General features: G+C 70.3%; 26 protein-coding genes and 1 pseudogene. 9 read left to right on the top strand and 18 right to left on the bottom strand.

Annotated features, from left to right (window positions below; translation table 11 throughout):
* Positions 1-7 precede the first annotated feature (7 nt).
* Together AC07F3_RS38485 and AC07F3_RS38480 are read left to right on the top strand one after the other, a co-directional pair.
* Positions 8-859 carry a helix-turn-helix domain-containing protein gene (locus tag AC07F3_RS38485; RefSeq protein ID WP_479119522.1) on the top strand — a complete coding sequence of 284 codons (852 nt, stop codon included), beginning with the start codon at positions 8-10 and terminating at the stop codon, positions 857-859.
* A gap of 162 nt (positions 860-1021) precedes the next feature.
* The gene (locus tag AC07F3_RS38480; protein ID WP_479119520.1) at positions 1022-1237 is read left to right on the top strand and encodes a hypothetical protein; all 216 of its coding nucleotides are present in this window, start codon (positions 1022-1024) and stop codon (positions 1235-1237) included.
* Positions 1238-1287: 50 nt separating this feature from the next.
* Here AC07F3_RS38480 and AC07F3_RS38475 read toward each other — a convergent pair whose 3' ends face one another.
* The 4 genes from AC07F3_RS38475 to AC07F3_RS38460 all read right to left on the bottom strand — a co-directional run bounded on the left by AC07F3_RS38475 (position 1288) and on the right by AC07F3_RS38460 (position 5690).
* Complete coding sequence (locus tag AC07F3_RS38475) at positions 1288-1566, bottom strand: hypothetical protein (protein ID WP_479119518.1); 279 nt, start codon at positions 1564-1566, stop codon at positions 1288-1290.
* The gene (locus AC07F3_RS38470) at positions 1538-1741 is read right to left on the bottom strand and encodes a GrpB family protein (RefSeq protein ID WP_479119516.1); all 204 of its coding nucleotides are present in this window, start codon (positions 1739-1741) and stop codon (positions 1538-1540) included. The genes AC07F3_RS38475 and AC07F3_RS38470 overlap by 29 nt, the downstream gene beginning before the upstream one ends.
* Positions 1742-1815: 74 nt before the next feature.
* Positions 1816-3660 (bottom strand): peptidoglycan-binding protein, encoded by a 1845-nt coding sequence (locus AC07F3_RS38465; RefSeq protein ID WP_479119514.1) that lies wholly within the window; start codon positions 3658-3660, stop codon positions 1816-1818.
* Positions 3661-3731: 71 nt separating this feature from the next.
* Positions 3732-5690 carry a PhoX family protein gene (locus AC07F3_RS38460; protein WP_479119513.1) on the bottom strand — a complete coding sequence of 653 codons (1959 nt, stop codon included), beginning with the start codon at positions 5688-5690 and terminating at the stop codon, positions 3732-3734.
* 937 nt (positions 5691-6627) lie between these two features.
* Between AC07F3_RS38460 and AC07F3_RS38455 the strand changes: the two genes are divergently transcribed.
* The gene (locus AC07F3_RS38455; RefSeq protein ID WP_479119512.1) at positions 6628-6915 is read left to right on the top strand and encodes a hypothetical protein; all 288 of its coding nucleotides are present in this window, start codon (positions 6628-6630) and stop codon (positions 6913-6915) included.
* Here AC07F3_RS38455 and AC07F3_RS38450 read toward each other — a convergent pair.
* The 4 genes from AC07F3_RS38450 to AC07F3_RS38435 form a co-directional block, all read right to left on the bottom strand.
* Positions 6903-7274, bottom strand: a complete 372-nt coding sequence (locus tag AC07F3_RS38450) for a peptidoglycan-binding domain-containing protein (RefSeq protein WP_479119511.1) — start codon at positions 7272-7274, stop codon at positions 6903-6905. The genes AC07F3_RS38455 and AC07F3_RS38450 overlap by 13 nt on opposite strands.
* A 144-nt stretch (positions 7275-7418) precedes the next feature.
* Complete coding sequence (locus AC07F3_RS38445; protein ID WP_479119510.1) at positions 7419-8495, bottom strand: C40 family peptidase; 1077 nt, start codon at positions 8493-8495, stop codon at positions 7419-7421.
* A gap of 87 nt (positions 8496-8582) precedes the next feature.
* On the bottom strand, positions 8583-8975 hold the full coding sequence (locus tag AC07F3_RS38440) for a peptidoglycan-binding domain-containing protein (RefSeq protein ID WP_479119508.1): 393 nt from the start codon (positions 8973-8975) through the stop codon (positions 8583-8585).
* A gap of 25 nt (positions 8976-9000) precedes the next feature.
* Positions 9001-9417: a peptidoglycan-binding domain-containing protein gene (locus AC07F3_RS38435; RefSeq protein ID WP_479119506.1), complete on the bottom strand. Its 417-nt coding sequence runs from the start codon at positions 9415-9417 to the stop codon at positions 9001-9003.
* A gap of 1012 nt (positions 9418-10429) precedes the next feature.
* On the opposite strand from AC07F3_RS38435, the gene AC07F3_RS38430 reads away from it, so the two are divergent.
* The gene (locus AC07F3_RS38430; RefSeq protein ID WP_479119505.1) at positions 10430-10564 is read left to right on the top strand and encodes a hypothetical protein; all 135 of its coding nucleotides are present in this window, start codon (positions 10430-10432) and stop codon (positions 10562-10564) included.
* Between the two features lie 186 nt (positions 10565-10750).
* Here the strand turns inward: AC07F3_RS38430 and AC07F3_RS38425 are convergent, their stop codons facing one another.
* Both AC07F3_RS38425 and AC07F3_RS38420 read right to left on the bottom strand, forming a co-directional pair.
* Positions 10751-11155 carry a peptidoglycan-binding domain-containing protein gene (locus AC07F3_RS38425; RefSeq protein WP_479119504.1) on the bottom strand — a complete coding sequence of 135 codons (405 nt, stop codon included), beginning with the start codon at positions 11153-11155 and terminating at the stop codon, positions 10751-10753.
* Positions 11156-11224: 69 nt separating this feature from the next.
* Positions 11225-11389, bottom strand: coding sequence for a peptidoglycan-binding domain-containing protein (locus AC07F3_RS38420; RefSeq protein ID WP_479119503.1), 165 nt, complete (start codon positions 11387-11389; stop codon positions 11225-11227).
* Between the two features lie 231 nt (positions 11390-11620).
* On the opposite strand from AC07F3_RS38420, the gene AC07F3_RS38415 reads away from it, so the two are divergent.
* Together AC07F3_RS38415 and AC07F3_RS38410 are read left to right on the top strand one after the other, a co-directional pair.
* A complete protein-coding gene (locus AC07F3_RS38415) occupies positions 11621-11785 on the top strand; it encodes a hypothetical protein (RefSeq protein ID WP_479119502.1) in 165 nt (54 codons plus the stop codon).
* Positions 11786-12125: 340 nt separating this feature from the next.
* On the top strand, positions 12126-12329 hold the full coding sequence (locus AC07F3_RS38410; protein WP_479119501.1) for a hypothetical protein: 204 nt from the start codon (positions 12126-12128) through the stop codon (positions 12327-12329).
* A gap of 26 nt (positions 12330-12355) precedes the next feature.
* Here AC07F3_RS38410 and AC07F3_RS38405 read toward each other — a convergent pair.
* The 6 genes and pseudogenes from AC07F3_RS38405 to AC07F3_RS38380 form a co-directional block, all read right to left on the bottom strand.
* Positions 12356-12728, bottom strand: a pseudogene (locus AC07F3_RS38405) (transposase); the annotation flags it as partial.
* A 579-nt stretch (positions 12729-13307) separates the two neighbouring features.
* Complete coding sequence (locus AC07F3_RS38400) at positions 13308-13694, bottom strand: PIN domain-containing protein (RefSeq protein WP_479119500.1); 387 nt, start codon at positions 13692-13694, stop codon at positions 13308-13310.
* Positions 13691-13981: a hypothetical protein gene (locus tag AC07F3_RS38395; protein WP_479119499.1), complete on the bottom strand. Its 291-nt coding sequence runs from the start codon at positions 13979-13981 to the stop codon at positions 13691-13693. The genes AC07F3_RS38400 and AC07F3_RS38395 overlap by 4 nt, the downstream gene beginning before the upstream one ends.
* Positions 13982-14540: 559 nt before the next feature.
* The gene (locus AC07F3_RS38390; protein ID WP_479119497.1) at positions 14541-14939 is read right to left on the bottom strand and encodes a PIN domain-containing protein; all 399 of its coding nucleotides are present in this window, start codon (positions 14937-14939) and stop codon (positions 14541-14543) included.
* A complete protein-coding gene (locus AC07F3_RS38385) occupies positions 14936-15148 on the bottom strand; it encodes a hypothetical protein (RefSeq protein ID WP_479119495.1) in 213 nt (70 codons plus the stop codon). Before AC07F3_RS38385 ends, AC07F3_RS38390 begins: the two co-directional genes overlap by 4 nt.
* 451 nt (positions 15149-15599) lie before the next feature.
* Positions 15600-16061, bottom strand: a complete 462-nt coding sequence (locus tag AC07F3_RS38380; protein ID WP_479119494.1) for a hypothetical protein — start codon at positions 16059-16061, stop codon at positions 15600-15602.
* 69 nt (positions 16062-16130) lie between these two features.
* Between AC07F3_RS38380 and AC07F3_RS38375 the strand changes: the two genes are divergently transcribed.
* Positions 16131-16754: a TetR/AcrR family transcriptional regulator gene (locus AC07F3_RS38375; protein WP_479119493.1), complete on the top strand. Its 624-nt coding sequence runs from the start codon at positions 16131-16133 to the stop codon at positions 16752-16754.
* Positions 16755-16898: 144 nt separating this feature from the next.
* Here the strand turns inward: AC07F3_RS38375 and AC07F3_RS38370 are convergent, their stop codons facing one another.
* The gene (locus AC07F3_RS38370) at positions 16899-18383 is read right to left on the bottom strand and encodes an MFS transporter (protein WP_479119492.1); all 1485 of its coding nucleotides are present in this window, start codon (positions 18381-18383) and stop codon (positions 16899-16901) included.
* Between the two features lie 79 nt (positions 18384-18462).
* Between AC07F3_RS38370 and AC07F3_RS38365 the strand changes: the two genes are divergently transcribed.
* Complete coding sequence (locus tag AC07F3_RS38365) at positions 18463-19101, top strand: TetR/AcrR family transcriptional regulator (protein ID WP_479119491.1); 639 nt, start codon at positions 18463-18465, stop codon at positions 19099-19101.
* Between the two features lie 373 nt (positions 19102-19474).
* Here AC07F3_RS38365 and AC07F3_RS38360 read toward each other — a convergent pair whose 3' ends face one another.
* On the bottom strand, positions 19475-19873 hold the full coding sequence (locus tag AC07F3_RS38360; protein ID WP_479119490.1) for a hypothetical protein: 399 nt from the start codon (positions 19871-19873) through the stop codon (positions 19475-19477).
* A 122-nt stretch (positions 19874-19995) separates the two neighbouring features.
* Between AC07F3_RS38360 and AC07F3_RS38355 the strand changes: the two genes are divergently transcribed.
* A partial coding sequence (locus AC07F3_RS38355) for a transposase (protein ID WP_479119571.1) occupies positions 19996-20162 on the top strand: 167 nt, incomplete at its 3' end.

Genomic DNA, 20162 nt, shown 5'->3' with positions numbered 1-20162 from the left:
AGAGCCGGTGAGTACCGACTTCCAGCAAGCACGGGTGGCCCTCGGAGCGCGACTCCGGGAAGTGCGCGAGTCCCGCCCTGGAGGTCGGCTCACAGGCGTAGATCTCGCGGGGGCTCTCGGCTGGGCACAGTCCAAAGTGTCACGGCTGGAAAACGGAAGACAGACCGCGACGGCCGATGACCTACGCATGTGGGCAGAGGCGACAGGTCAGCCGGAAGTCGCAGACGAACTGCTGGCGATGCTGGCCGGCGTGGAAAACCACGTACGCTCGTGGCGGCGACAGCTTGCGGAGGGGCACAAGCCTGTCCAGCTCGGTCACGTTGCTGCGCAGGCGCAGGTTGCCGAATTCCACGCATGGGAAGGCGCCATGGTCGTCGGTGTCCTTCAGATTCCCGACTATGCCCGTGCGATCTTCACCCGCTACTCGGAACTCCAGCGGTCGCCGCGGGACACCGATGACGCCGTGCGCGCGCGGATGCGGATGCAGGAAGGCCTCTACCAGCCGGGCAAGCGGTACCGGATCCTGCTCTGGGAGCCAGTGCTGTACGCGCTGGTCTGCCCGCCCGCTGTCCTCGGTGCCCAGCTCGACCGGTTGGCCGGAGTCATCGGCCTGGCCACGGTCGAGTTGGGCATCGTCCCCCTGGGCGCCTCCCTGAAGATCCCGCCCGCAACCGCGTTCTGGGTCTACGACCAGAGACAGGTGATCGTCGAGACATGGCATGCCGAACTGCGGATCGACGACCCGGACAGCGTCGCTACCTACCTGCGCACTTGGGAAACCCTGCGCGAATCCGCGGTCTACGGGGCCGACGCGCACCGGTTGATCGCTCGCGCCCAAGGCGCGCTGAACAAACCCTGACGCTGCTACAGCGCGGAAGCGAAGCCCCGTACCTCTCCCTGGTCGCCCGCGGCGGTGCCCCCAAGCGCGACCGCGCGCCGGGCGAGTTACCCTCGACGGCCCAGAGACCGGAGACAGGGCAACGACTATCCTGTCGGGGCCGGTTCGGAGGGGGAGGGTGCTGTGAACCGCAAACCCCGTGACCACGCGGCTGAACGCTCCGCCATCCAAGCCGCCGCCAACCGGCTGCTGACCGGCACCGCACTGCACTCCGCACGCGGCAACCTCACCGTGACCAGACTGATCACCGAGAGCCGACTGCGCCGCGACATCGTCTACCAACACCGCGACCTCGTCGAAGACTTCAAGACCCGCGCCCAGGCTATCCGGGGCGGGTGAGCCCGCTGTCGGAAAGACGGCAGTAGCAGATCGCCGCCGGCGCTGTCCGTTCATACGGGAGCGACAGCCTGCCCGCCCTGTTCGACCGCGGCCAGGACGCGGTCGTGGTAGTCCTCGAGTTCGCCGTCGGGCACGCGTGCGGGGCTGCCGGCCAGGGTGTACCACTCGTCCGCGCCTGTGTACTGGACGGCGACGGCGACCACCTGGTCGGGGCGGCGGGTGGTCTGGACGGTGAGGTCGCCGGTGATGACGCCGACCTCGACGGTCATCGCCCCGCCGGGCCCGGCGGTGACCTGGTCGTCACAGACCGCCGGTTCCGGGATGGCCATCAGCGCGGGCCTTCGCGGCCAGGCCCGGGACCGCGGTGGAGCCGATGTGGTCGATCGCCCGGGCCTGGTCCGAGAGGGCGCTGTGCAGCGTCCTGGCCAGCTGTTCGAAGTCGACCGCCCATTGCGGCTGGTGGTCCAGCACCGTCACGGGGGCGAACTCATCGGGAAAGGGCATGCCTACCAGAGCAGAACGGGAGGCGCCGGGTGATCCGCAGCGGATCACCCGGCGCCTCCGGTACGGGCCGAGGGTCAGAACCTGCCCTGGTTCAGGGCGTTCTGCAGGGCCGAGATGGTGGCCGGGCCCCACTGGCCGTCGACGGTGAGGCCGGCGCCGCTGGCGTTGAGGAAGGTCTGCAGCGCCTTGTAGGTGGCGGGGCCGGGGTCGCCGTCCTCGACCAGTCCGGCGTTGCCCCACACGTTGAGGTGGTGCTGCAGTGCCCGCTTGGAGTCGGGCCCCCACTGGCCGTCCGGGGTGACGCCGCACACCCGCTGGACAGCCTTGATGGTCATGGGGCCGAACTGGCCGTCGACGGTGAGGCCGGCGCCGTCGTCGACGTACGCGAAGTACGCGGACTCGGTGGCCGGGCCCCACTGGCCGTCGGCGTTGGTGCCGACCTTGCCTTGGAGCCAGCGCACGCCGGCGGCGGTCAGCGGTCCCCAGGCGCCGTCGACGGCCAGCGCCGGGCTGTAGCCCAGGTCGTTGACGGCCTGCTGCTGGCGCGCTATCGAGCGCACGGATGTCATGGGGCCGCCGCCGGAGGAGCCGCCCCCGAAGGCCTTGAACGCCGACTCGGTGCCGGGCCCCCACAGGCCGTCGGCGGTGACGCCGACCTTGCCCTGGAGCCAGCGCACGCCGGCGGCGGTCAGCGGGCCCCAGGCGCCGTCGACGGCCAGCGCCGGGCTGTAGCCCAGGTCGTTGACCGCCTTCTGCTGGGCGGAGACCGACCGTACCTGGGTCATGCCGCCGCCGCCCGCGCCGCTGGAGTCGGTGGGCGGCGGGGTGTAGTCCGAGCCCGCCCAGTCGATCGGGCGGACCTGCGCCGGCATGCCGTTCTGGACCCAGGCGCGCAGTTGAGCCCCCGGGCAGTCGGTGGAGTTGCCGGGGAGCATGCCATGGTAGGTCTTGGTGAGGACGTGGCCGGCCATGTCGCAGGCCTTCTCGTACATCGACCGGATCGCGGACATCGCGATGTCGGTGGCGTCTCCGCTCTCCCCGATGAAGCAGACGCCGATGTGGGTGGTGTTGGCCCCGTAGGCGTGCGCGCCCTGGAGGTACCAGCCGCGGCCCTCGAAGATCCGGCCGCTGGTGTCGACCAGGAAGTTGTAGCCGATGTCGGACCAGCCGTTGGAGTCCATGTGGTAGTTCTGGATCGACCGGAGCGTCTGGGTGGTCGGCCCGTCCGAGTAGTGCACGGTGAACCCGGTGCGGTCGCCGATGGCCACCGGCGTGATGTCCTTCGCCGGGCGGGCACCCCACTGGGCGCGGGGGTAGATGTGCAGCGTGCCGGAGTCGGGGCCGGCGCCGGTGCCTGACCCCCGGTGGATAAAGGAGTTGTTCTTGACGTACGGGTAGAGCTTCCCGGGGCAGTCCGTGTGCTTCTTCGGGCGGACGTCCGTGTGCCCGAGGATCTGGGGGCCCGCGCCCTTCTCGTCCTGCAGGTAGCCGCAGATCGCCCTGATGGCCGCGACCATCTCCGGGGTCACGTCGTCGTCGGCGCCCATCAGGCCCATCACGGCGTAGTAGTTGGCGTTGGCCCCGATCACCTCGGTGCCGTTCGCGGCGGACCGCTGGCCGAATCCCCGCCCTTCGTAGATGCCACCGTGCTTGCAGACCACGAAGTTGTACGGGATGTCGTCGTACTCGGGCTCCCCATTGTGGGTCCACTCCGCGACATCCTGGCTGAGGTCGTGGTGCATCGACTGGTCCTGGATCTTCCTGACCAGTGCGGCGCACCGGCCGTGGGGCTCGACGGACTTGTGCCCGCCGCCCTCGTGGTGGATGACGATGCCGCCGAGCCACGGGAAGAAGGGATCGGAGTCGGGGGCCTTGGGGAGCTGGGCGCCCCATTCACTGCGCGAGATGATGGTGACCATCTGGTTCTCCGGAAGTCGTGCTGAGCTTGCTGACAGACGGGTGGGGTCGGGCGAGTCGGGCGTCGGGCGCGCTACGCGGCCCCGATGACGCCCCCGTCCGTCCGCCGGATCACGAGCACGGCCGAGCGCGGCCGCCCGGCGGGGTCGTGGTCGGGCCAGTTGCTGACCACCCGGGGTTCGTTCGGGGTGGGCGTGCCCCAGGCGTTGGTGTGCTCGCCGGGGTGCTGGATGTTGACGAACATGGTGCGGCGGTCCGGGGTGGTGACCACGCCGGCGATCTCGGCGCCGCGCGGCCCGGTCAGGAAGCGGCGGACCTCGCCGGTGGCGGGGTCGGCGGCCAGCAGCGCGTTGTTGCCCAGGTGTTCGTGGCCGGTCTCCGCCCGGTTCTGGTCGTAGGCCGAGATGCCGGTCCCGATCCACAGCCGGCCGTCGGCATCGGACCACAGGTTCTTCGGCGAGGCGAACATGCCGGCGGCGCCCAGGTGGACCTGGCGGTCGTGGGCCGGATCGCCGGCGAGCACGAAGACGTCCCAGTGGAAGCCGGTCGCCCGGCCATCGCCCTGGTCGGCGTTCCCGTCCTCCCGCCAGCGGACGATGTGGCCGTACGGGTTCTCGGCGCGGGGGCTGACCTTGGCCCGGCGGGCGTTCGGGCCGGCGGCGCAGTGGCCGAGGCCCGGGCTGTTCGCGAGCGCGCAGAAGGCCGTCCCGTCGGGGCGGACCGAGGTCTGCTGGGGCCGCTCCAGCGGGGTGGCTCCGAGCGAGTCCGCCGCCTGCCGGGCCCGCAGCAGCACGTCGGCCTGGTCGGCCCAGCCGTTGGCGACGGTCAGCGGGCCCTGGCCGTGGGTCAGCGGCAGCCAGCGGCCGGTGCCGTCGTCCTCGAACCGGGCGACGTACAGGGTGCCGTGGTCCAGCGGGCTGCGGCCCTGGGAGCGCAGCCGCCACCAGCTGTCCGAACCGACGAACTTGTAGAGGTAGCCGCCGTTCTCGTCGTCGCCGCTGTAGACGACGACCCGGCCGGCGGACTCGGTCACGCTCGCCCCGACGTGCTGGAAGCGGCCCAGCGCGGTGCGCTTCACGGGCGCCGCCTGCGGGTTGCCCGGGTCGATCTCCACCACCCAGCCGAAGCGGTTGGCCTCGTTGCCGTTCGCCGCGAGGTCGAAGCGTGCGTCGGCGCGGTGCCAGCCGTAGCCGTCGCCGCGGGCGCTGAGACCGGCCCGCTTCTGGGCGCGGGTCGGCCGCCACGTCCTGCTGTCGGTGCCGAAGTAGCCGGCGGTGTTGCGCTCGCCGGCCAGGAACGTCCCCCACGGGGTCACGCCGTGTGCGCCGGTGCCGAGCGTGCCCGTGGCGGGCTTGCCGGTGCGCAGGGCCGGGTGGTCGGCGTCCACCGGTCCGGAGAACGCGACGGGCGTGCCACCGGTGACGCGCACGTTGCGCGGGGAGTCGGCGAGCTGCCAGGTGCTGCCGGTGCGGCGCACCTCCAGCACGCTGACGCCGTGCGCGGCGAGCGCCTTGGCGACCTGCTCCCTGCTCACCTGTCCGTTGGTGGCCGCGCCGGTGCGGCCGTACAGCAGGGCGGCGTCGGTGTACTCGTGGGTGAGCACCAGGGTGCCGCGGGAGTCGTCGGTGCCCGGGAAGAAGTGCAGGCCGGCGTGGTGGGAGCCGACCTGCTCGGCCTGCTCCGCCGCGGTGTTGCCGCCGTCGGCGCGCCACTTCGGGCCGCCGTCGCGCACGGCCTGCCCCCACGGCGCGAGCACCTGTACGGAGTACCCGGCGGGCACGGCGACGGTGTCGGCGCTGCTCGCGGGTACGGCGGTGAAGCCGAGCGGTTGCGCCGTCGCACCGGCCGCGCCCGGCTGCCCGCCGGAGGCGGCGGAGGCGGCGGAGGCTGGGGACGTGGAGAGGCCGAGGAATGCGGCGAGGGCGATGGTGCCGCCGGTCAGGGCCTGACGACGCGACAGGCCGGCGGCCACCACGTCCTGGAACGTGCGGCGGAGTGGTGCCTCCGGTTGCGGAGTGTGGTGATCTGGCATGGTCGCCACCCAAGGGAAGTCGGCCCGCCGGAGCGGGGTGCAGGGCTGAAGAGGGCCCGCCGCGTGCGCTGCCTCGCGCGGTTCAGGAGGGGCACGGCACGGCCGGCCGCGCCGGAACGCAGGATCGCCGGCGGGACTCGCGGACCTGAACCTAGATCGATTCCGGCCCCGGCAGCCATCCTCAGCTCGTCCCAACCGTCCCCAATCCCGTTGCGAGACGACGTGGGACGGTGGGGACGGGAATCGGCCCCGGGCCGACGGACATCGTGGAACCGGAATCCGGCGATCTGCGTTTCCGGAAGAACCGAAGAACACGTGGAGGCAGCGTGCGGTCGGCGCGGGAGCGGCGGAGCCGACTGGGGATGGGTGGCGGCCGCCGCGGTCCTGGCCACGGGCGGCACGCTGTTCGGCAACAGCCGCATCATCGCGGCCTAGCGGTTCTGCCTGGGCCAGGACCACGAGCCTGCCCCGAACTTGGCGACGGCCACGGTGTCCCAGTGGGCCGTCCTGCTCGTCGCACTCCTGGCGCTCGGCGCACTGCTGGGCCGCGGGCCGAGGAGCCGCCGGTACCGCCTGCCAGCCATGCTCGTCGTCGCCGCCGTCCTGACCTGGCTCTACGACACCGGGATGGAAACCCCCGCACCACTGGAGTCCGGGCGGCCGCCGGAATCCGTCTGCCGGATCCTGCCGCCCTTCCCCTTCACGGGCCGAGCCGCCCGGGTGGCCGCGTACGGGCCCCGGCCGTGGTCGCTGCCCGGCTGTGGGTCACCGCCCGGCCCGACGGGCCGTACGCGAAAACGCTCGGCCGGGAGATCCCGGCCGAGCGTTTTTCTGCCCCGAGACTGCTTGAGTCTGCACGCGAAGCCGGATGGCGCACGGTTGGAACACCGCCTCTTCCCCAGTCGAACCGGAGGCGTGGGAGCGGCAGTGGGCCGAGGTGAAGTACACGCAGATCAGCAGTGTGATCACGGGAGTCCTCGACCCGCATGCGCGGCTGTTCCCCAAAAGCCGCCGGCTGGCCTACGTCCTCGCGCAGATGAATGCCATCCAGAGCGCGCTCGACATGATCGCCCGCCCGCAGCCCAGTAGCCAAGGAGGCGGTCCGCCTGAGCCGGAGGAGGCCAGGGCCGGCCCGGTCCGCCCCTCCACTGGACGCCAGGGCACCGAGCCCGGCCCGCGCACGTCAGACTGGGAGGACTTGGTCGGGCCGGATCAGCAGAGGTAGTTCGCCTGGGTGTCGATGTCGCTCTGGTAGTCCAGCTTGGCCCAGGTCAGCGGGCCGACGATGCCGTCGGGCCGGAGACCGGCGCACCCCTGGAACTTCTTCACGACGGCGAGGGTGTTCTTGCCGAGGACCCCGTCCACCTGGAGACCGGCGCCGCGCACGCTGTAGTTGAGCTCGCACTGCAGCGCCTTGATCTCCGGGCCGCTGTCGCCGGAGCTCACCTCCGCCTCGTTGTCGCTGCTGTAGCCGTAGTAGGAGCACACGGCGGGGGTGCTGGCGGACGCGGTGGTGGCGGTGCCGATTCCGAAACCGGTGAGCAGGACGGCTCCCGCGGCGACGGCAGCGAGCTTGGTACGCATGGGTGTTTCCTTCACAAGGGTCAGGTCGATGGTCCGGGGCGGACGGTGAGTCCCCGCCGGCATGGCTGGGCGGACAGCCCCGGGGTGGGTGGTTTCGGGTGTCGTGCGGGTGGCGACTGGCGTCCCCCGCACGTGGCCGGGCGGTCAGGCCGTGACGTGGTACCAGTAGCCGCCGGTGTGCAGGGTGACGTAGTGCACGTTGCTGCCCGTCTCCTTGGCCTCGTACATCATGTCCGCGCCGGTGGCGGAGTCGGTGCCGGCGTAGAGCACCGCGTGCACGGTGTTGTGGGCGCCGGTGCCGAAGTACTCGATGTCGCCCGGCTGCCGCTGAGCCTCGGTGATCGGGGTGAGGTGCTTGTCCAGGGTCTGCTCGGTGGTGTCCCCGCCGTTGGCGAGGTCGATGCCGGCGCCGAACCAGAAAGCCGCCCGGACGAGGCCCGAACAGTCCATGCCCACCGTGGTGTTGGCCGGGCAGGGCTGGATCGAGCCGGTGTAGCCGTCGCAGGTGCCCAGCGACGGGCCGGGGCCCTCGCCGCGCAGCGAGTGCCCGCCGCCCCACACGTACGGAACGCCCAGGTACGACTTCGCCGCGTTCAGGACCCTGGCGGAGTGGATCGGGCTGCTGGGCAGCGGGGCGGGCGTGCCGGTGAAGAGAGCGTTCTTGACGCCGGTGCCGACGACCCCGTCGATGGCCAGGCCCTGTGCGGCCTGGAAGTTGCGCACGGCGGTGTCGGTGGTCGGCCCGAACTGCCCGTCCACGACGAGCCGGCCGGCGTTGAAGGTGTTCAGCATCGTCTGCAGGGTTGAGACGCACTGCCCGCTCACCCCGGTCTGGAGGACCCCACACTGGGTACGCAGGTCCACGGTGCCCGAGGCAGCGGCCGCCGCGGCATCGAGCGCCGACTTGGTGGCCGGGCCGACGATGCCGTCCGCGGTGAGGCGGTGCGCGCCCTGGAAGGCGCGCACCGCGCTGTCGGTGGCGGGCCCGAACTGGCCGTCCACGGTGAGGTGGGCGCCGGTCAGGTTGAGCTCCGCCTGGAGCTGGGTGACGCAGCCGTCGGCCTCGCCCTGTTGGAGGTCGGCCGGGCAGGCCGGGGAGGTGATCGGGATCGGGGCCGGCGCGGTCGCGGCGGAGGCGGTGTAGGCGCCGAAGCCGGTCAGTGCGGCCGCCAGGGCCAGGCCCAGCGACCAGTGGCGCCGGGCGGGAAGGATGGACTTCACAGCGGGGGTTCTCCGGATCCGTGGTGATGCGTCAGGGGAACGCGGACGCTCCGCCCCCTGTCGCCCGGTGTGCTCGACGGGCGGGCGCTACTCGAACAGCCCCGCGTCGCTGGGGACGTAGGCGAAGCAGGAGCCAGACTTCCCTCCGTACGTCTGATCACCGCGGTAGAGGATGTTGTCGCCGGTGAAGGGGCCGACTATGCCGTCCGGCTGCACGTGGACGAAGGCCTGGAACCATAGGACCTGGTCCTTGGTCCGCGGGCCCCAGATGCTGTCCTCGTCGATGGTCGCCCGGTTGTTGTTCCGGGCGACGTCGTTGATCAGGTGCTGAACGCACCAGACGGCCCGGCTGTTGTTGGCGTAGCCGTCGCCGATGTAGCCAGCGGTGTCGGACGCGCTGGCGGAGCCGGCCAGGCCCAGCAGCGCGGTTCCGGCCATGGCCACTGCCCGCAGGGCGCGGCCGAAGGACTTCGCGGTCATGTGTTGCTCCTCGCGGTACTTGTGATCAGGGGCCGTAGGTGGTGGGGATGTACTGCCAGCAGTAGGCGTCGTAACTGCCGACGTAGTACGGGTCGCCGTCGCTGATGATCGCGTTGCCGGTGAGCGGGCCGACGAAGCCGTCGGCGAGGAGCGACCGGCCGCCGAGGATGGTGTGGGACTGCAGCCACTGGACAGCGGACTTGGTCTGCGGGCCCCAGATCCCGTCCTCCGCCACCGGCGCGGGGTGGTCGGCCTGAGTGGTGACATTCAGGAAGTGGTTGAGGTTGTGCTGGACGCACCACACGGCGTGGGTGTTGTTGGCGTAACCATCGCCGAGGGTCGGGGCGCTGGGGCTTGCGCTGGCGGGCCCGGCCAGGGTGAGCAGGGCGGCACCGGCCAGGGCCAGTGCCGCCGCGGCGCGGCCGAAGGGCTTCCTGCTCATGTGCTTCTCCTCGCGAGACGGGGTCGGGGCGGTGTGCCCTCGGGATGAACGGCCCCCGGCGGTACGGGGCGTGATGCCTGATCGGGTCGCCGCGTCGGACTCCGCCACGCGGGGCGCGACTCGGTCGACGTTCGGGGGTGCTGCCGCCGGTAGGCGTCGGACGGGTTGGCGCCGCCGACGCGTGGCCACCCTGTTGCGGCAGGACTCGCCGTACTCTGCCGTGCTCCGTGGCCCCTCCGAAAGGTGTACGGACGTCCCGTCCGTCCCAGGGACGTGTCCCACGGAGCGGGCCCGCGACGTGGGACGGGTTTCCCCTGGCGCGGGCGCGGGTGAAGGGGTTCGGCCACACTTCCGGAAAGGTTCTTGATGTGCCCGTGCTGGGTCAGGCTGTCCTCGAACTTGCCCAGTGCCACGCCTTCCAGGACGACCAGCGCGGTGAGGACGGTCACCACGATCCCGCTGCACGCCGGCCCGGACGGCGGCAGCAGCAACAGCACCCGGACAGCGGCGAGATGGAGGCCGAGATGGACGCGGTCGGCCTGCTCCTGGCCGATGACACGCCCAGGAGCAGCGACCCAAGCGACCGGCACAGCGGCGAGGACGGGCGGCGGCCCGGACGTCAATACGATGACCCGCGCGGGCCATCCCGCCAACCACTCCCCCCACAACGGCGGCCGAGGCCTCGCACAGGCCGGGCGGGACGGTGCCTGGCGGGCTCCCGGGCAGACACCGGCCGCTGCCAGCCTGCGCAATCGCCTTCAACGGGGCATCCCGGATGTCCCAGTCGGTGAAGGGGGCCACATCCCGTGCCGGCCGCGAGCCGAGGCTTCGATGCCGGGAAGCGGGTGGATGGCCGCAAGAGGCACATCGTGGTGGACACCCCATCGACCGCGAGAGCGGCCGGAGGCTGCCGGCACGGCTGCGCGCACGCACTGGCTGCCCAACTCGGCGTAAGTCGGGTGAAGTATCCGACGGGGGCGTCGTCGGGGGCGTCGACTGCAAGGTACTGGGCGTGGTTGGCCTGATGCTCGATCACGGCCTCGTAGCGGTCGAGTTCGGACTCGTCGTCCCCGAGGACGAACTGGACGTCGGTGGCCACTCGGAAAACAATCACCCTCGCCTGCGTGTCACGGGCGGCGCGGCCTGAAGGTCACCCTGCCCTCGTCGGCCGGGGAGCAGCCGGATGTCCGCGCCGTCTGGGGGTGCTCGCGGAAGGCGGAGCGGTCCAGAAAGCCCCGAAGGACTGACAGCACTGAGCGGCGCAGCGTTGGCGCGTAGGTCAGGGGCCGCCGGGCTCGCGGACCCCGCCGCCGCCCGCGCCGTCCAGGACGGCCTACTCGAACTCGGTACGTGCGATCAGGCCGTGCCAGGTGTTCCGTCCGACCAGACCGTCCACGCCGCCGGCGTCGGAGTACTTGCGCTGGTAGGCCACGACCGCGTCGTACGTCTTGCCGCCGAAGTCCCCGTCCACGAAGTTGGCGACGTCCTGGCTCGGGACGAGGCCCAACTGCACGAGATCGGACTGCAGTTCCTTGACGCAGACGCCTCCCGAGCCCTTGCCGAGCGTCACGTTCGGGAGGTCCCAGCCCAGGTAGTGGTAGCTGCCGACCTCCTGCATGCAGGCCTGCCAGTAGCTGTACTGCGCCTGGGCCGGCGTTGCGGTCAGTCCTGCGACGGCTGCCACCACCGCGCCGAGCATCGCGGTGTTACGTACGGCACGCTTGCCTGCTGCCTTCATGAGTCTGCCCTTCAAGTGGTGGGTGGGCCGGGCGGTTCCCGCGTCGGCCGTCGGTGCTGCACGGAACCGTCAGTTGTCGAACCGCTGGCACACGTAGTTGGGGGGGTAGAGCCTCTCCCAGGTGGTGGGGCCGACAATGCCGTCCTCCGACAGCCCGTTGCAGTGCTGGACCCAGATCACGTCGTCGTAGGTGTGTTGGCCGTACTTGCCGTCCATCTGCACCGCGTTGTTCATTCCGAAGCCGCTCTCGAAGAGGATCAGGCAATCGCCCGGTGATCCGTCGGTTTACCCCGGAGCCAACAGCGAGGATTCTGCACCAGGCCCGAACCCGTTTGGCCCGCTGGGACGTTGGCAGGGGACGTCTCTACTCGTCCCAGAGCGCTGACCTGCGGCTTGGGACATCTGACCGGTCATCCTGGGACGTGGGAAGGACAGGGAAGGGACAGCGCCAAGGGTTTAGCGGCAATGCTCGACGACCAGGCGGTGATCCGAGAAGGCCTGATGACCCTGCTGGACATGTTCAGCGCCGCGGGGAAGCAGGCGAGGTCGGCACGCACGCAGGAGGAAGCGGCCGAACGACCACGCCAGGGCGGGCGTACCGTGATCGTGGAGAGTGACCCTCGTCGGTGAGATCGGCAAACCCGGCTCCGCCACCCTGTCGGACCCGTCCTTGCTCGCCTTCACTGGCGGGATCCGACGTGACATGGACGAGTTCGGCGCGCTCTTCGCCGCCTCCCAAAGCCGAAGGCCGCAACAGGGTGACCGAGGTTGCGTGTGATCGTTGAGCGGGCGGTCAAGGAAGTACACGAAGAGGGCACCGGGATCACGGTCAGATCCCGGAACTTCGTGGGGCGCTGCAGTCGTCCAGGCCGATGCCCCATAGTGCTTTGACCGCATTGTTCATCGGCATGCCGGAGTGCTCAGTTCTGTGGCCGTGGTCAGACACCGTCGCGTGTGGATAATGCCTCCCGTGACTTCAGACATAGCCCGCCCGAGATGGTGGTCCGCGCTTCGAGGCTTCCTGCTCTTCTTCGTGTGTGGCGGGCTTGGCTCCTTCGTCTATGGGGTGATTCGGCATTACCCGGTCGACGGGATGCCGTGGGGCGGGCTGCTCTTCGGGGCGTCCCTCTGTGCGCTGCTCAGCGCCCTGGTCCCGGGGCGGCGGCGCCGCTGAAGTCCCTCTCCCACGAGGGAACGCGTTCAGGCCATGTCAGCCAGGGGCCGCCCGCCCCAGCGCAGTCTCTTCTCGCTGGGGATACGGGCGCGTTCTGGACGTTGGGCTGCGAGGACCTCGGGGTGGCGGGCGTTGGCGTTGCGCCAGCGCAGGTAGGAGTGCAGCGCGCGGGTCTGGGCCGGGTGGTTCGGGTGGTTCGGGTGGTTCGAGTTCGCCAGGGTGAACTGGCGCAGTGGTCCGAAGTGCGCCTCGAACGGGTTCGCCCAGGAAGCGTTGGTCGGGGTGAAGCACAGGTGGACGTTGTTGTTCTTCGCCCAGCGCAGGATCTTCTTGCCGTTGTGGGCGGAGAGGATTGTCGATGATCACGTAGACCGGGGCGCCGTCCGGGCGCGCGGCGCGGGGACGGTCTCCCGCACACCCGATGCCCCATCTTCCCGCCGCGTTGTGGCGTGCGGCGGCGCCTCCCACGGTGACGGCTAGAAGCAACCAGCCACCTGGGGCACGGCTATTGCCCGAGCAGCAGGAGGGGCTGACCCGGCTAGGCGTGACACCGCATGAAGCGCCGTCTCCCGCCCCGGCCACCACGCGTGCGCCGAAGAGCAAGGCGCAGCGGCCTCGCGGCCCTCGAGCAGGGGGTCGAGCGGGAGGGCGCGGGCCGGCCGGTACCGCGGAAGGCGGCAGAGGTCCTGCCCGACGGGACCCAAACCAAGTGCGGCATCTGGTACAGCAACACCAAGGAGGCGGGACAACCTCAGCCCGGAACAACTCGCCGCACTGCGCAAGCTCGGCATCGACTGGGCGTGGCAGAGGCTGGTGTTGGTCGTTGGTCCTGACGGTCAACTGAAGTGCATGCAGACCCGGGATGGCATGACCGATTCCCGGGGTCCTGCTGCCGGAGGCCGATGCGAAGGCGGTCCTCATGCACTTCGTGCGTGCTTCCGGGACGTCGGCTCCCAGCCCCAAGGAGCGGGACCAGCCTCAACAGTTGAGGTCCATCACCGGGACGCCGAGCCCGTCGTAGGCGTCGGGGCTGACGGTGGCGATCAGGGCACCGTCGGGGCGTTCCATGGTGGGGCGGGCGGCGTGGACGGCCGCCGCCACCCCGAAGGGGATCTGGCGGCGATGGAGCACGGCGATGGCGTAGGCGGCTTCGTAGTCCGCGTCCAGGGTGTGGAACGTGTCCAGGATGCCGAGGTAGTCGACGACTCCCTGTCGTTCCCTTTCGGCTTCCAGCGCGCTGATGACGGGGACCCACAGGCGCACCGTGGGGTCGCCGGCGGCGATGTGGATCAGGCCGGACACCTGTTTGTTCCCGCCGAGTGCCAGCAGGGTGCTGGTGTCCAGGACGTAGTTCTCAAGGATCACGCCGCCTCACTCGAGCCCGCTCCGGGCTTCTCCAGCCGCTGGCGGTGCGCGGCCTGCGCCTCACGCATCCGGGCCCGCAGCGTGGTGGTGTCGTCCTCGGTCAGGCGGTGGCCGAACTCGGCCTCCAGAAACGCTCGCGTCCGCTCCGCGCGCTCGTGCAGCTGGCGCGGGGTGAGGGAGGCGGCGGCGAACTCCTCGATCAACGCCCGCATCGTCGTCCCGCGGGCCTGCGCCAGCGCGGCGAGCCGGTCCCGCGCCACAGAATCGATCTTGATAGTGGTGTCCACACACCCGAGTATACCGGTGAGAATACCTCTGGGGCAGAGGCGTGATGCCGAATCCCGGGGCCCGCGCACGCCCTGCCCCCGTCAAGGACGCCAAGTTGGCGTCCAGGTCCAAGGCGCCGGCTATGGCCGCCGCCGAAGCAGCCCCGCGGATAGTTACCCCGGGTGGGGCCGTGCCCGGCTGGGCGTTCTTTGCGTGGCGTGCAGGGTGCGCTGCGGACGAGCCGTACCGCAAGCCGCCGCCACCCTCGCCGGCTACCACCAGCATCCGACGACAGCCTGCGAGCAGCCGTCCAGGCCGTGGTCTCGGGCCTGCTGCTCCAGCTGGGGCACACGATCACCAAACCCGCCCGAGGGCGGTGGCCTGCTGGTGGTGGACAACCCACGAACCAGACACAGTGAGGGAGCACGGTCAAATCCCGGGACTTCGTGCTACCCGGACATGCCCCCGGGCCCCGTGGACATTCACTCGGTACCGGAGGACAAGCCCAGCAGTGGCGGGAGCGGCACCTCTTGGCCTGATGGCAAGGGGGGCGCCTGGCAACCCACGTGCCCTTGGCGGTCAGTGGAAGCCGAGCATGCCCGGGGAGTCGATGTCGACGGTGACCACGCCGGGCGGGTAGGCGTCCTCGTGGGCGGTCAGGAGGATGGACATGCCGGTGAACTCCGCCCTGGGCAGGGCGCAGTAGAGGGCATGGCAGGTGTCGGGTCCGCCATAGCCGTCGCGGATCATGGTGCCGACGCTGACGGAGGCGATGGTGTCGAGGGGGTCGATGGTGACCGCGGAGAGGGCGAGGATGCGGCGGGAGAGGTGTTCGTCGTCGGCTTCGGCCTGCATGAGGCACAGAGCGGGGATGGTGAGGCGGTCGCCGGGGGTGCGGGCCATGTTCCCGGCGAGCAGAGCGAGTGCTTTGTGGCCGGTGGCGAGGGCTTTGACTGCGCTGGTGTCGAGGATGATCACGCGGCGCTGTCCCGGGCGGTGCGGGCCTTCTCGGCGGCGATCTTGTAAATGTTGCCCAGGACGTCGGGGGCCTGGTCGAAGTCGTTGTCGCTGAGGCTGACTCCGAGCATGTGGCGCACCGTCTCCCGGTCCGCCGCCAGGCGTTCCGCGCGCTGCGCGGCGGTGGGCTGGGCGGCCGCGAGCTCCTGGACCAGCTGCCCGATACTCACCCCCCGCTCCCGGGCGAGCTCGGCAAGATGATCACGCGTTTCCCTGGGCACCTGAATCGTCGTCGACGCCATAGGAAAACTATAGCCCTTCCATAGCACGGTGGAGCTCCTGCGGGACAAGGCGGGGCTGACGCGGCTGCGGATCGGGCAGCGGCCGTGTGTCCGGGGCGGGGATGCGGTGGCCGTGCGTTCAGCTCGTGGCGTGGCATGCCGTCGCTCCCCAGACGAACAACCCCGCAGAACAAGCACGTCCGCTGACAGCCCGAGACCACACCGCTGACGCTCGGCCCGCCTGCGCCGCTGTTCCCCGCCGGAAGGGAAGATGCCAACGGCCCAGCACCCCTCTCACCACCAGACCGTGGCTCCCTGCGTCCAGCAGCCACGCCCCCCACCACGGCGCGCGTGTCCGGTCTCGCTGAAAATGGGGCGTGGTTGCCTGACCTGGGGTGCCTCAGTGTGAGCGAGACGGGGGCGGGGCGACTGTCTCGCTCAATCCGAGGGCATCTCGCTGAGTTCCCGAGGCCATCTGCGTAGGGGCAGCGGCGACCAAGAGTGTGGCGAACACGATGGGAGCGGCTGTCTGGTACCCCATCCAGACTTCACCCCCGGCGCTGCTGCCCTGCCGCGCCATCAGAAGGCCGGTCACAGCCGTCAGAACCCAGCCGCTGTCGTAGGCAATCATGAGCTGCGTGTAGGTGCGCATCGACCGGCTGCGCGTGTATCGGATCTCGATGCCTCCGCAGATCAGCAGGGCTATGCCTGCGGCGACCATCAGCCAGGTCGGCGCGCCGAGCAACCGGCCGAGCGGGGCAGCGCCGGCGATGCAGACAGCGGCGAGTAACACCTTGAAGGCGCCATCGGCGATGGCACCCACCGCCCGGCGGTTCCCCCGCGATGCCACGACCCGGGCCATGAGCGTCCTCCTTGAAATTCGCCCCAACTAGTCCCGTAACAAGATTACGGTAATAATGAGATTATGAGAATGACGAGAGCGGAGACCAAGGAGCGCAACCGGCGAGCCTTGCTGGACGCTGCGTTCCAGGTCGTCTCCCGGAACGGGTACCGGGCCAGGCTTGATGAGATCGCCGAACGCGCTGGTCTGACCACCGGCGCTGTCTACTCGCTGTTCGGGAGCAAGAACGGCCTGGTGGTCGCCCTGGTCGCCGACTACCTGAAGCCGTACTACGAGGAGATCGAGCAGGCGGTTCCCGCTGGACTCGACCTGCTGGAAGCGGTCGACGCCTTTGCCCGGCATTACCGGCGCGCCTGTGACGCCCCGGACGCACTGTCTGGCCTGTCGCTCCAGATCACCTTGCTGGACATGGCCTTGCATGACCCAGAGCTGGGATCCCAGCTCGCCGCGTCCATCCGGGCACAGGAGAACCATCTGATCGCGCTGTTCACCGGAAGATCGCACAACGGCAGTGTCGTGACGCCGCACCAGGCACAACGCCTGACCACCGCGCTCAGGGCACTGTTCGTCGGCCTCAGCCAGGGCGTCCCGCTCGGTCTTGCCCCTGATGCCGACGAGCAGTACTTCGCCGACGCTGCCCGCGCTCTGGCATCCGGGACGTCCCTCATCGATCACGATACGGACGCTTCCTGAGGACCAGTCAGGATGAGGTGCTTTCGTGTTCGGGGTGGACGAGCTACGCACGGCCCACGAGGCGACCATCCCGGTGCTGGCCTAGCCGTAGGCCAACTCCCCGGTTCCGCACCCCTGTTGAGGGAGTACGGGGCCGAAGTACGTTCAGGCGGCGACGAGTTCGCGGTCCTCGGCCGGTGCTGCGGTGGCGCGGGGCTCGGCGGGCAGTCGGGCGGCAACGGCCGCGGCCAGCGCCATGACCCCGGCGGCCGCCAGGAACACCGCGTCCATCGCCGTGACGAAGCCGTGCACCGCGTGGTCGCGGGCGGCGCCCGTCAACTGGGCGATGGCGCTGGTCGAGCCGCCCGGCACCTTCGCCTCGTACACCCGGCTGAGCAGCGTGCCGAAGACGGCGGCGCCCAGCGCGTTCCCCAGCGTCTGGAAGAACCGGATGCCGGTGGTGGCGATGCCCAGCTGGTGGGCGGGGGCGGCGTTCTGGACGTACGGGATGAGCTGGCCCATGAGCAGGCCGAATCCGCAGCCCATGAACAGCAGGGCCGTCCGGATTCGCCAGAGCGAGGTACCGGCGTCGAGGGTGGCGAGCAGGGCGAGGGCGAGGGCGGCGGTGACCGTGCCGATCAGCACGAAGGTCTTGACGCGCCAGCCGCGGCCTTCGAGCTTCCCCGCGGCGAGGCCGGACACGGCCATGCCGAGCGCCATGGGGACGAGGTAGAGGCCCGCCGCGGCGGGGGCGATGCCGCGCACCGCTTGGAGATAGACCATCACGTAGACGAGCGCGCCCATCATTGCGGCGCCGAGCAGCCCCTGGATGGCGAAGCCGTACCGCAGTTGGGGCACCTTGAACATCGACAGCGGAAGGACCGGCTCGGCGGCGGTGCTCTGGCGGCGCAAGAACAGCGCGAGCGACAGGAGGCTCGCCGCGATCAGGCCGAGTATCTGAGGCGAGGCCCACGCGTACTGCTTGCCGCCCCAGCTGGTGGCAAGGAGCAGGCTGCTGGTGAACGCCGCGGCGAGGGCCGCGCCGAGGTAGTCGATGCGGTGGCGGACCGCGGAGACCGGGAGCTTCAGTACGAGGATCGCGGCGACCAGTGCGGTGATGCCGAGCGGCAGGTTGATGTAGAAGATCCAGCGCCAGTTGGCATGGTCGGCGAGGGTGCCGCCGACCCAGGGCCCCGCCGCCATGCCGGTGCCCGCGACGATCCCGCCGATGCCGCTCCCCTTGGTACCGCCGCCCTTGCCGTCCGGACTCTTGAGCTGGGCGAGGACCACCATCGTGACGCTCATGAGGCCGCCGCCGCCGAAGCCCTGGAGGGCGCGGGCCGCGATCAGCTCGGCCATCGACTGGGCGGCGCCGCACAGCGCCGAGCCGACCAGGAAGGTGGCGACGGAGCCGACGAAGACCTTCTTGGCGCCGAGGCTGTCGCAGAGCTTTCCGTACAGGGGCAGGGCCGCGGCCGAGGCGAGCGCGAAGGCGCTGATCAGCCAGGGGATCTTGTCGACCCCGTGCGCCGGGTCGAGATCGCGGGCGATGGGCACGGTGGCCGCCGAGACGATGTTCATGTCGAGGACCGCAAGCAGGATCGTGGCGATGCAGACGGCGAAGGCGATGAGGGTCTGGACTCTGGTCATGAGCACCACCATGAAGCAGAAAATTTACCGAGTCAATGTTTTATCTCGGACTAAATTTCATCCTGGTACAGTGATGCCCATGGCTGAGGGTGAAGGGCTGCGCGAGCGCAAGAAGCGGGAGACCGCGACGCGGATCTGGCGCACCGCGCTCGACCTGTTCACCGAGCGCGGCTTCGACCACGTCTCGGTGGCGGAGATCGCCGCCGCGGCCGACGTGTCGAAGATGACCGTCTTCAACTACTTCGGCACCAAGGAAGACCTGGTCACCGCCCCGATGATGGATCACGTCGGCGATGTCGTACGGGCCGTGCGCGACCGCGCGCCAGGGGAGTCGGCGGTCGCCGCGGTGCGCCGCCAGTTCCTCGAACTGATCGCGGCGCGCGACCCGTCTGTCGGCCTCAACGACGACCCGCGCTCCCTCCAGGCCCGCCAGCTCATCATGAACACGCCGGTGCTGCTCCAGCGCGCCTCCCACGCCTTCCGCCAGGCCGAGCGGGAGCTCGCAGACCTGCTCGCCGAGGAGGGCGGCGACCCCATGCTCGCCGCGGTCGCGGCCGCCCAGCTGACCGGCGCCCGCAACGCGCTGATCTTCGAGCACCAGCGCCGCATCCTCGGCGGCGAGGCCGCCCGCTGGGTCGCGGCCGACGCCGCGGAACGCGCCGAGCGGGCATTCGCCCAGGTCGAAAACGGTCTGGGGAGCTACCCCGGCCCGGCGTAGGCTCCCCGGTGAGGCCGACCAGCGCCGCCCTCCGTGACGCGAACCTGCCCGGAAGCACCCAGAAGCATCGGGCGCGCGCCTACGGGAGGTGGGCCAGGGTCGGTGCCCTGCGGGCAAAGCCCCCCGCCGAACAGGGGGGTTAAGGAACTCCGTGAGACCTCGCCAGTCCTCGCTCCGTCCGGACCCTGTGGTGCGCAGGCTTCGGGGTCGTCCTTGATGAAGGGAGACGATCGGCAGCGGGGTATCCGGGCAGGGCGCCACGTCACGGCCTGTGCCGCACGTGCCGTGCGAACTCCGGACCCGCCGACGCGACCTGCCCCGTCACGCGCGTGTGCCTGAACCGCTTGGCCCGAGGCCCGCGAGCAGCAGGGTGTCAGGCCGTCGCCGCGGTGACGGCCGCGCGGAACTCCTGGGTCATCAGGGCCACCGAGCCACGCTGTACGGGAGCCGGGCCCGGCTCGCCCCACACCTTGTGCAGCGCGGCGCGCATCTTCTCGTTCATCGCCGTATTGATGACGGCACTGTGTTCCTCGGGCACATCGCGCCGGTCCGAGACACCGACCATGGTTCCGTGTCGGGTACCGATCCACCCGAACGTGGTGGCCTTCCAGCCGGCTTGCCTGGCCGCTTTTCTCATCGCGGCCCGGATGAGTTCCACACCGCCCAGGCCGACCGCCTCTTCATCGTCCAGGTTCACCTGGAACGAGCCGCCGTACCCTGCGTCGTTCTCGGGACACGTACGGCGCAGTAAGGGCACCAGGGCCTCGGCCATCGCGATACAGCGGGCGTCTTTTACGTACGAAGCCACCCGCACGCTCTAGGGCCTGTGTGATGTCGTGATCAACTGTTGGGTTCTGCCCCGTTCGCGGGGTGGAGTCCGGTAGGACTGTTGTCGTGACGCGTAGGCAACTCACCAATGCTCAGTGGAAGTTCATCGAGCCGTATCTGCCGATCGGTGGGTACGGGCCGTATCCCAAGCGGTTGCGGGAGCAGTTCGAGGGAGTGATCTGGCGGTTCCGTTCCAGTGGGCAGTGGCGGGAGATGCCTGCCGAGTTCGGACC

Source organism: Streptomyces sp. NPDC045846 (assembly GCF_056431605.1).
This window is presented reverse-complemented; position numbering and strand designations above follow the sequence as displayed.

What these genes read in the sequence shown, in the direction of transcription:
- AC07F3_RS38475 (WP_479119518.1), bottom strand. Translation starts at nt 1,566, where the DNA reads ATGGCCATCCCGGAACCGGCGGTCTGTGACGACCAGGTCACCGCCGGG.
- AC07F3_RS38470 (WP_479119516.1), bottom strand. Translation starts at nt 1,741, where the DNA reads ATGCCCTTTCCCGATGAGTTCGCCCCCGTGACGGTGCTGGACCACCAG.
- AC07F3_RS38465 (WP_479119514.1), bottom strand. Translation starts at nt 3,660, where the DNA reads ATGGTCACCATCATCTCGCGCAGTGAATGGGGCGCCCAGCTCCCCAAG.
- AC07F3_RS38460 (WP_479119513.1), bottom strand. Translation starts at nt 5,690, where the DNA reads ATGCCAGATCACCACACTCCGCAACCGGAGGCACCACTCCGCCGCACG.
- AC07F3_RS38450 (WP_479119511.1), bottom strand. Translation starts at nt 7,274, where the DNA reads ATGCGTACCAAGCTCGCTGCCGTCGCCGCGGGAGCCGTCCTGCTCACC.
- AC07F3_RS38440 (WP_479119508.1), bottom strand. Translation starts at nt 8,975, where the DNA reads ATGACCGCGAAGTCCTTCGGCCGCGCCCTGCGGGCAGTGGCCATGGCC.
- AC07F3_RS38435 (WP_479119506.1), bottom strand. Translation starts at nt 9,417, where the DNA reads ATGAGCAGGAAGCCCTTCGGCCGCGCCGCGGCGGCACTGGCCCTGGCC.
- AC07F3_RS38425 (WP_479119504.1), bottom strand. Translation starts at nt 11,155, where the DNA reads ATGAAGGCAGCAGGCAAGCGTGCCGTACGTAACACCGCGATGCTCGGC.
- AC07F3_RS38420 (WP_479119503.1), bottom strand. Translation starts at nt 11,389, where the DNA reads ATGAACAACGCGGTGCAGATGGACGGCAAGTACGGCCAACACACCTAC.
- AC07F3_RS38415 (WP_479119502.1), top strand. Translation starts at nt 11,621, where the DNA reads ATGCTCGACGACCAGGCGGTGATCCGAGAAGGCCTGATGACCCTGCTG.
- AC07F3_RS38380 (WP_479119494.1), bottom strand. Translation starts at nt 16,061, where the DNA reads ATGGCCCGGGTCGTGGCATCGCGGGGGAACCGCCGGGCGGTGGGTGCC.
- AC07F3_RS38375 (WP_479119493.1), top strand. Translation starts at nt 16,131, where the DNA reads ATGACGAGAGCGGAGACCAAGGAGCGCAACCGGCGAGCCTTGCTGGAC.
- AC07F3_RS38370 (WP_479119492.1), bottom strand. Translation starts at nt 18,383, where the DNA reads ATGACCAGAGTCCAGACCCTCATCGCCTTCGCCGTCTGCATCGCCACG.
- AC07F3_RS38365 (WP_479119491.1), top strand. Translation starts at nt 18,463, where the DNA reads ATGGCTGAGGGTGAAGGGCTGCGCGAGCGCAAGAAGCGGGAGACCGCG.
- AC07F3_RS38360 (WP_479119490.1), bottom strand. Translation starts at nt 19,873, where the DNA reads ATGGCCGAGGCCCTGGTGCCCTTACTGCGCCGTACGTGTCCCGAGAAC.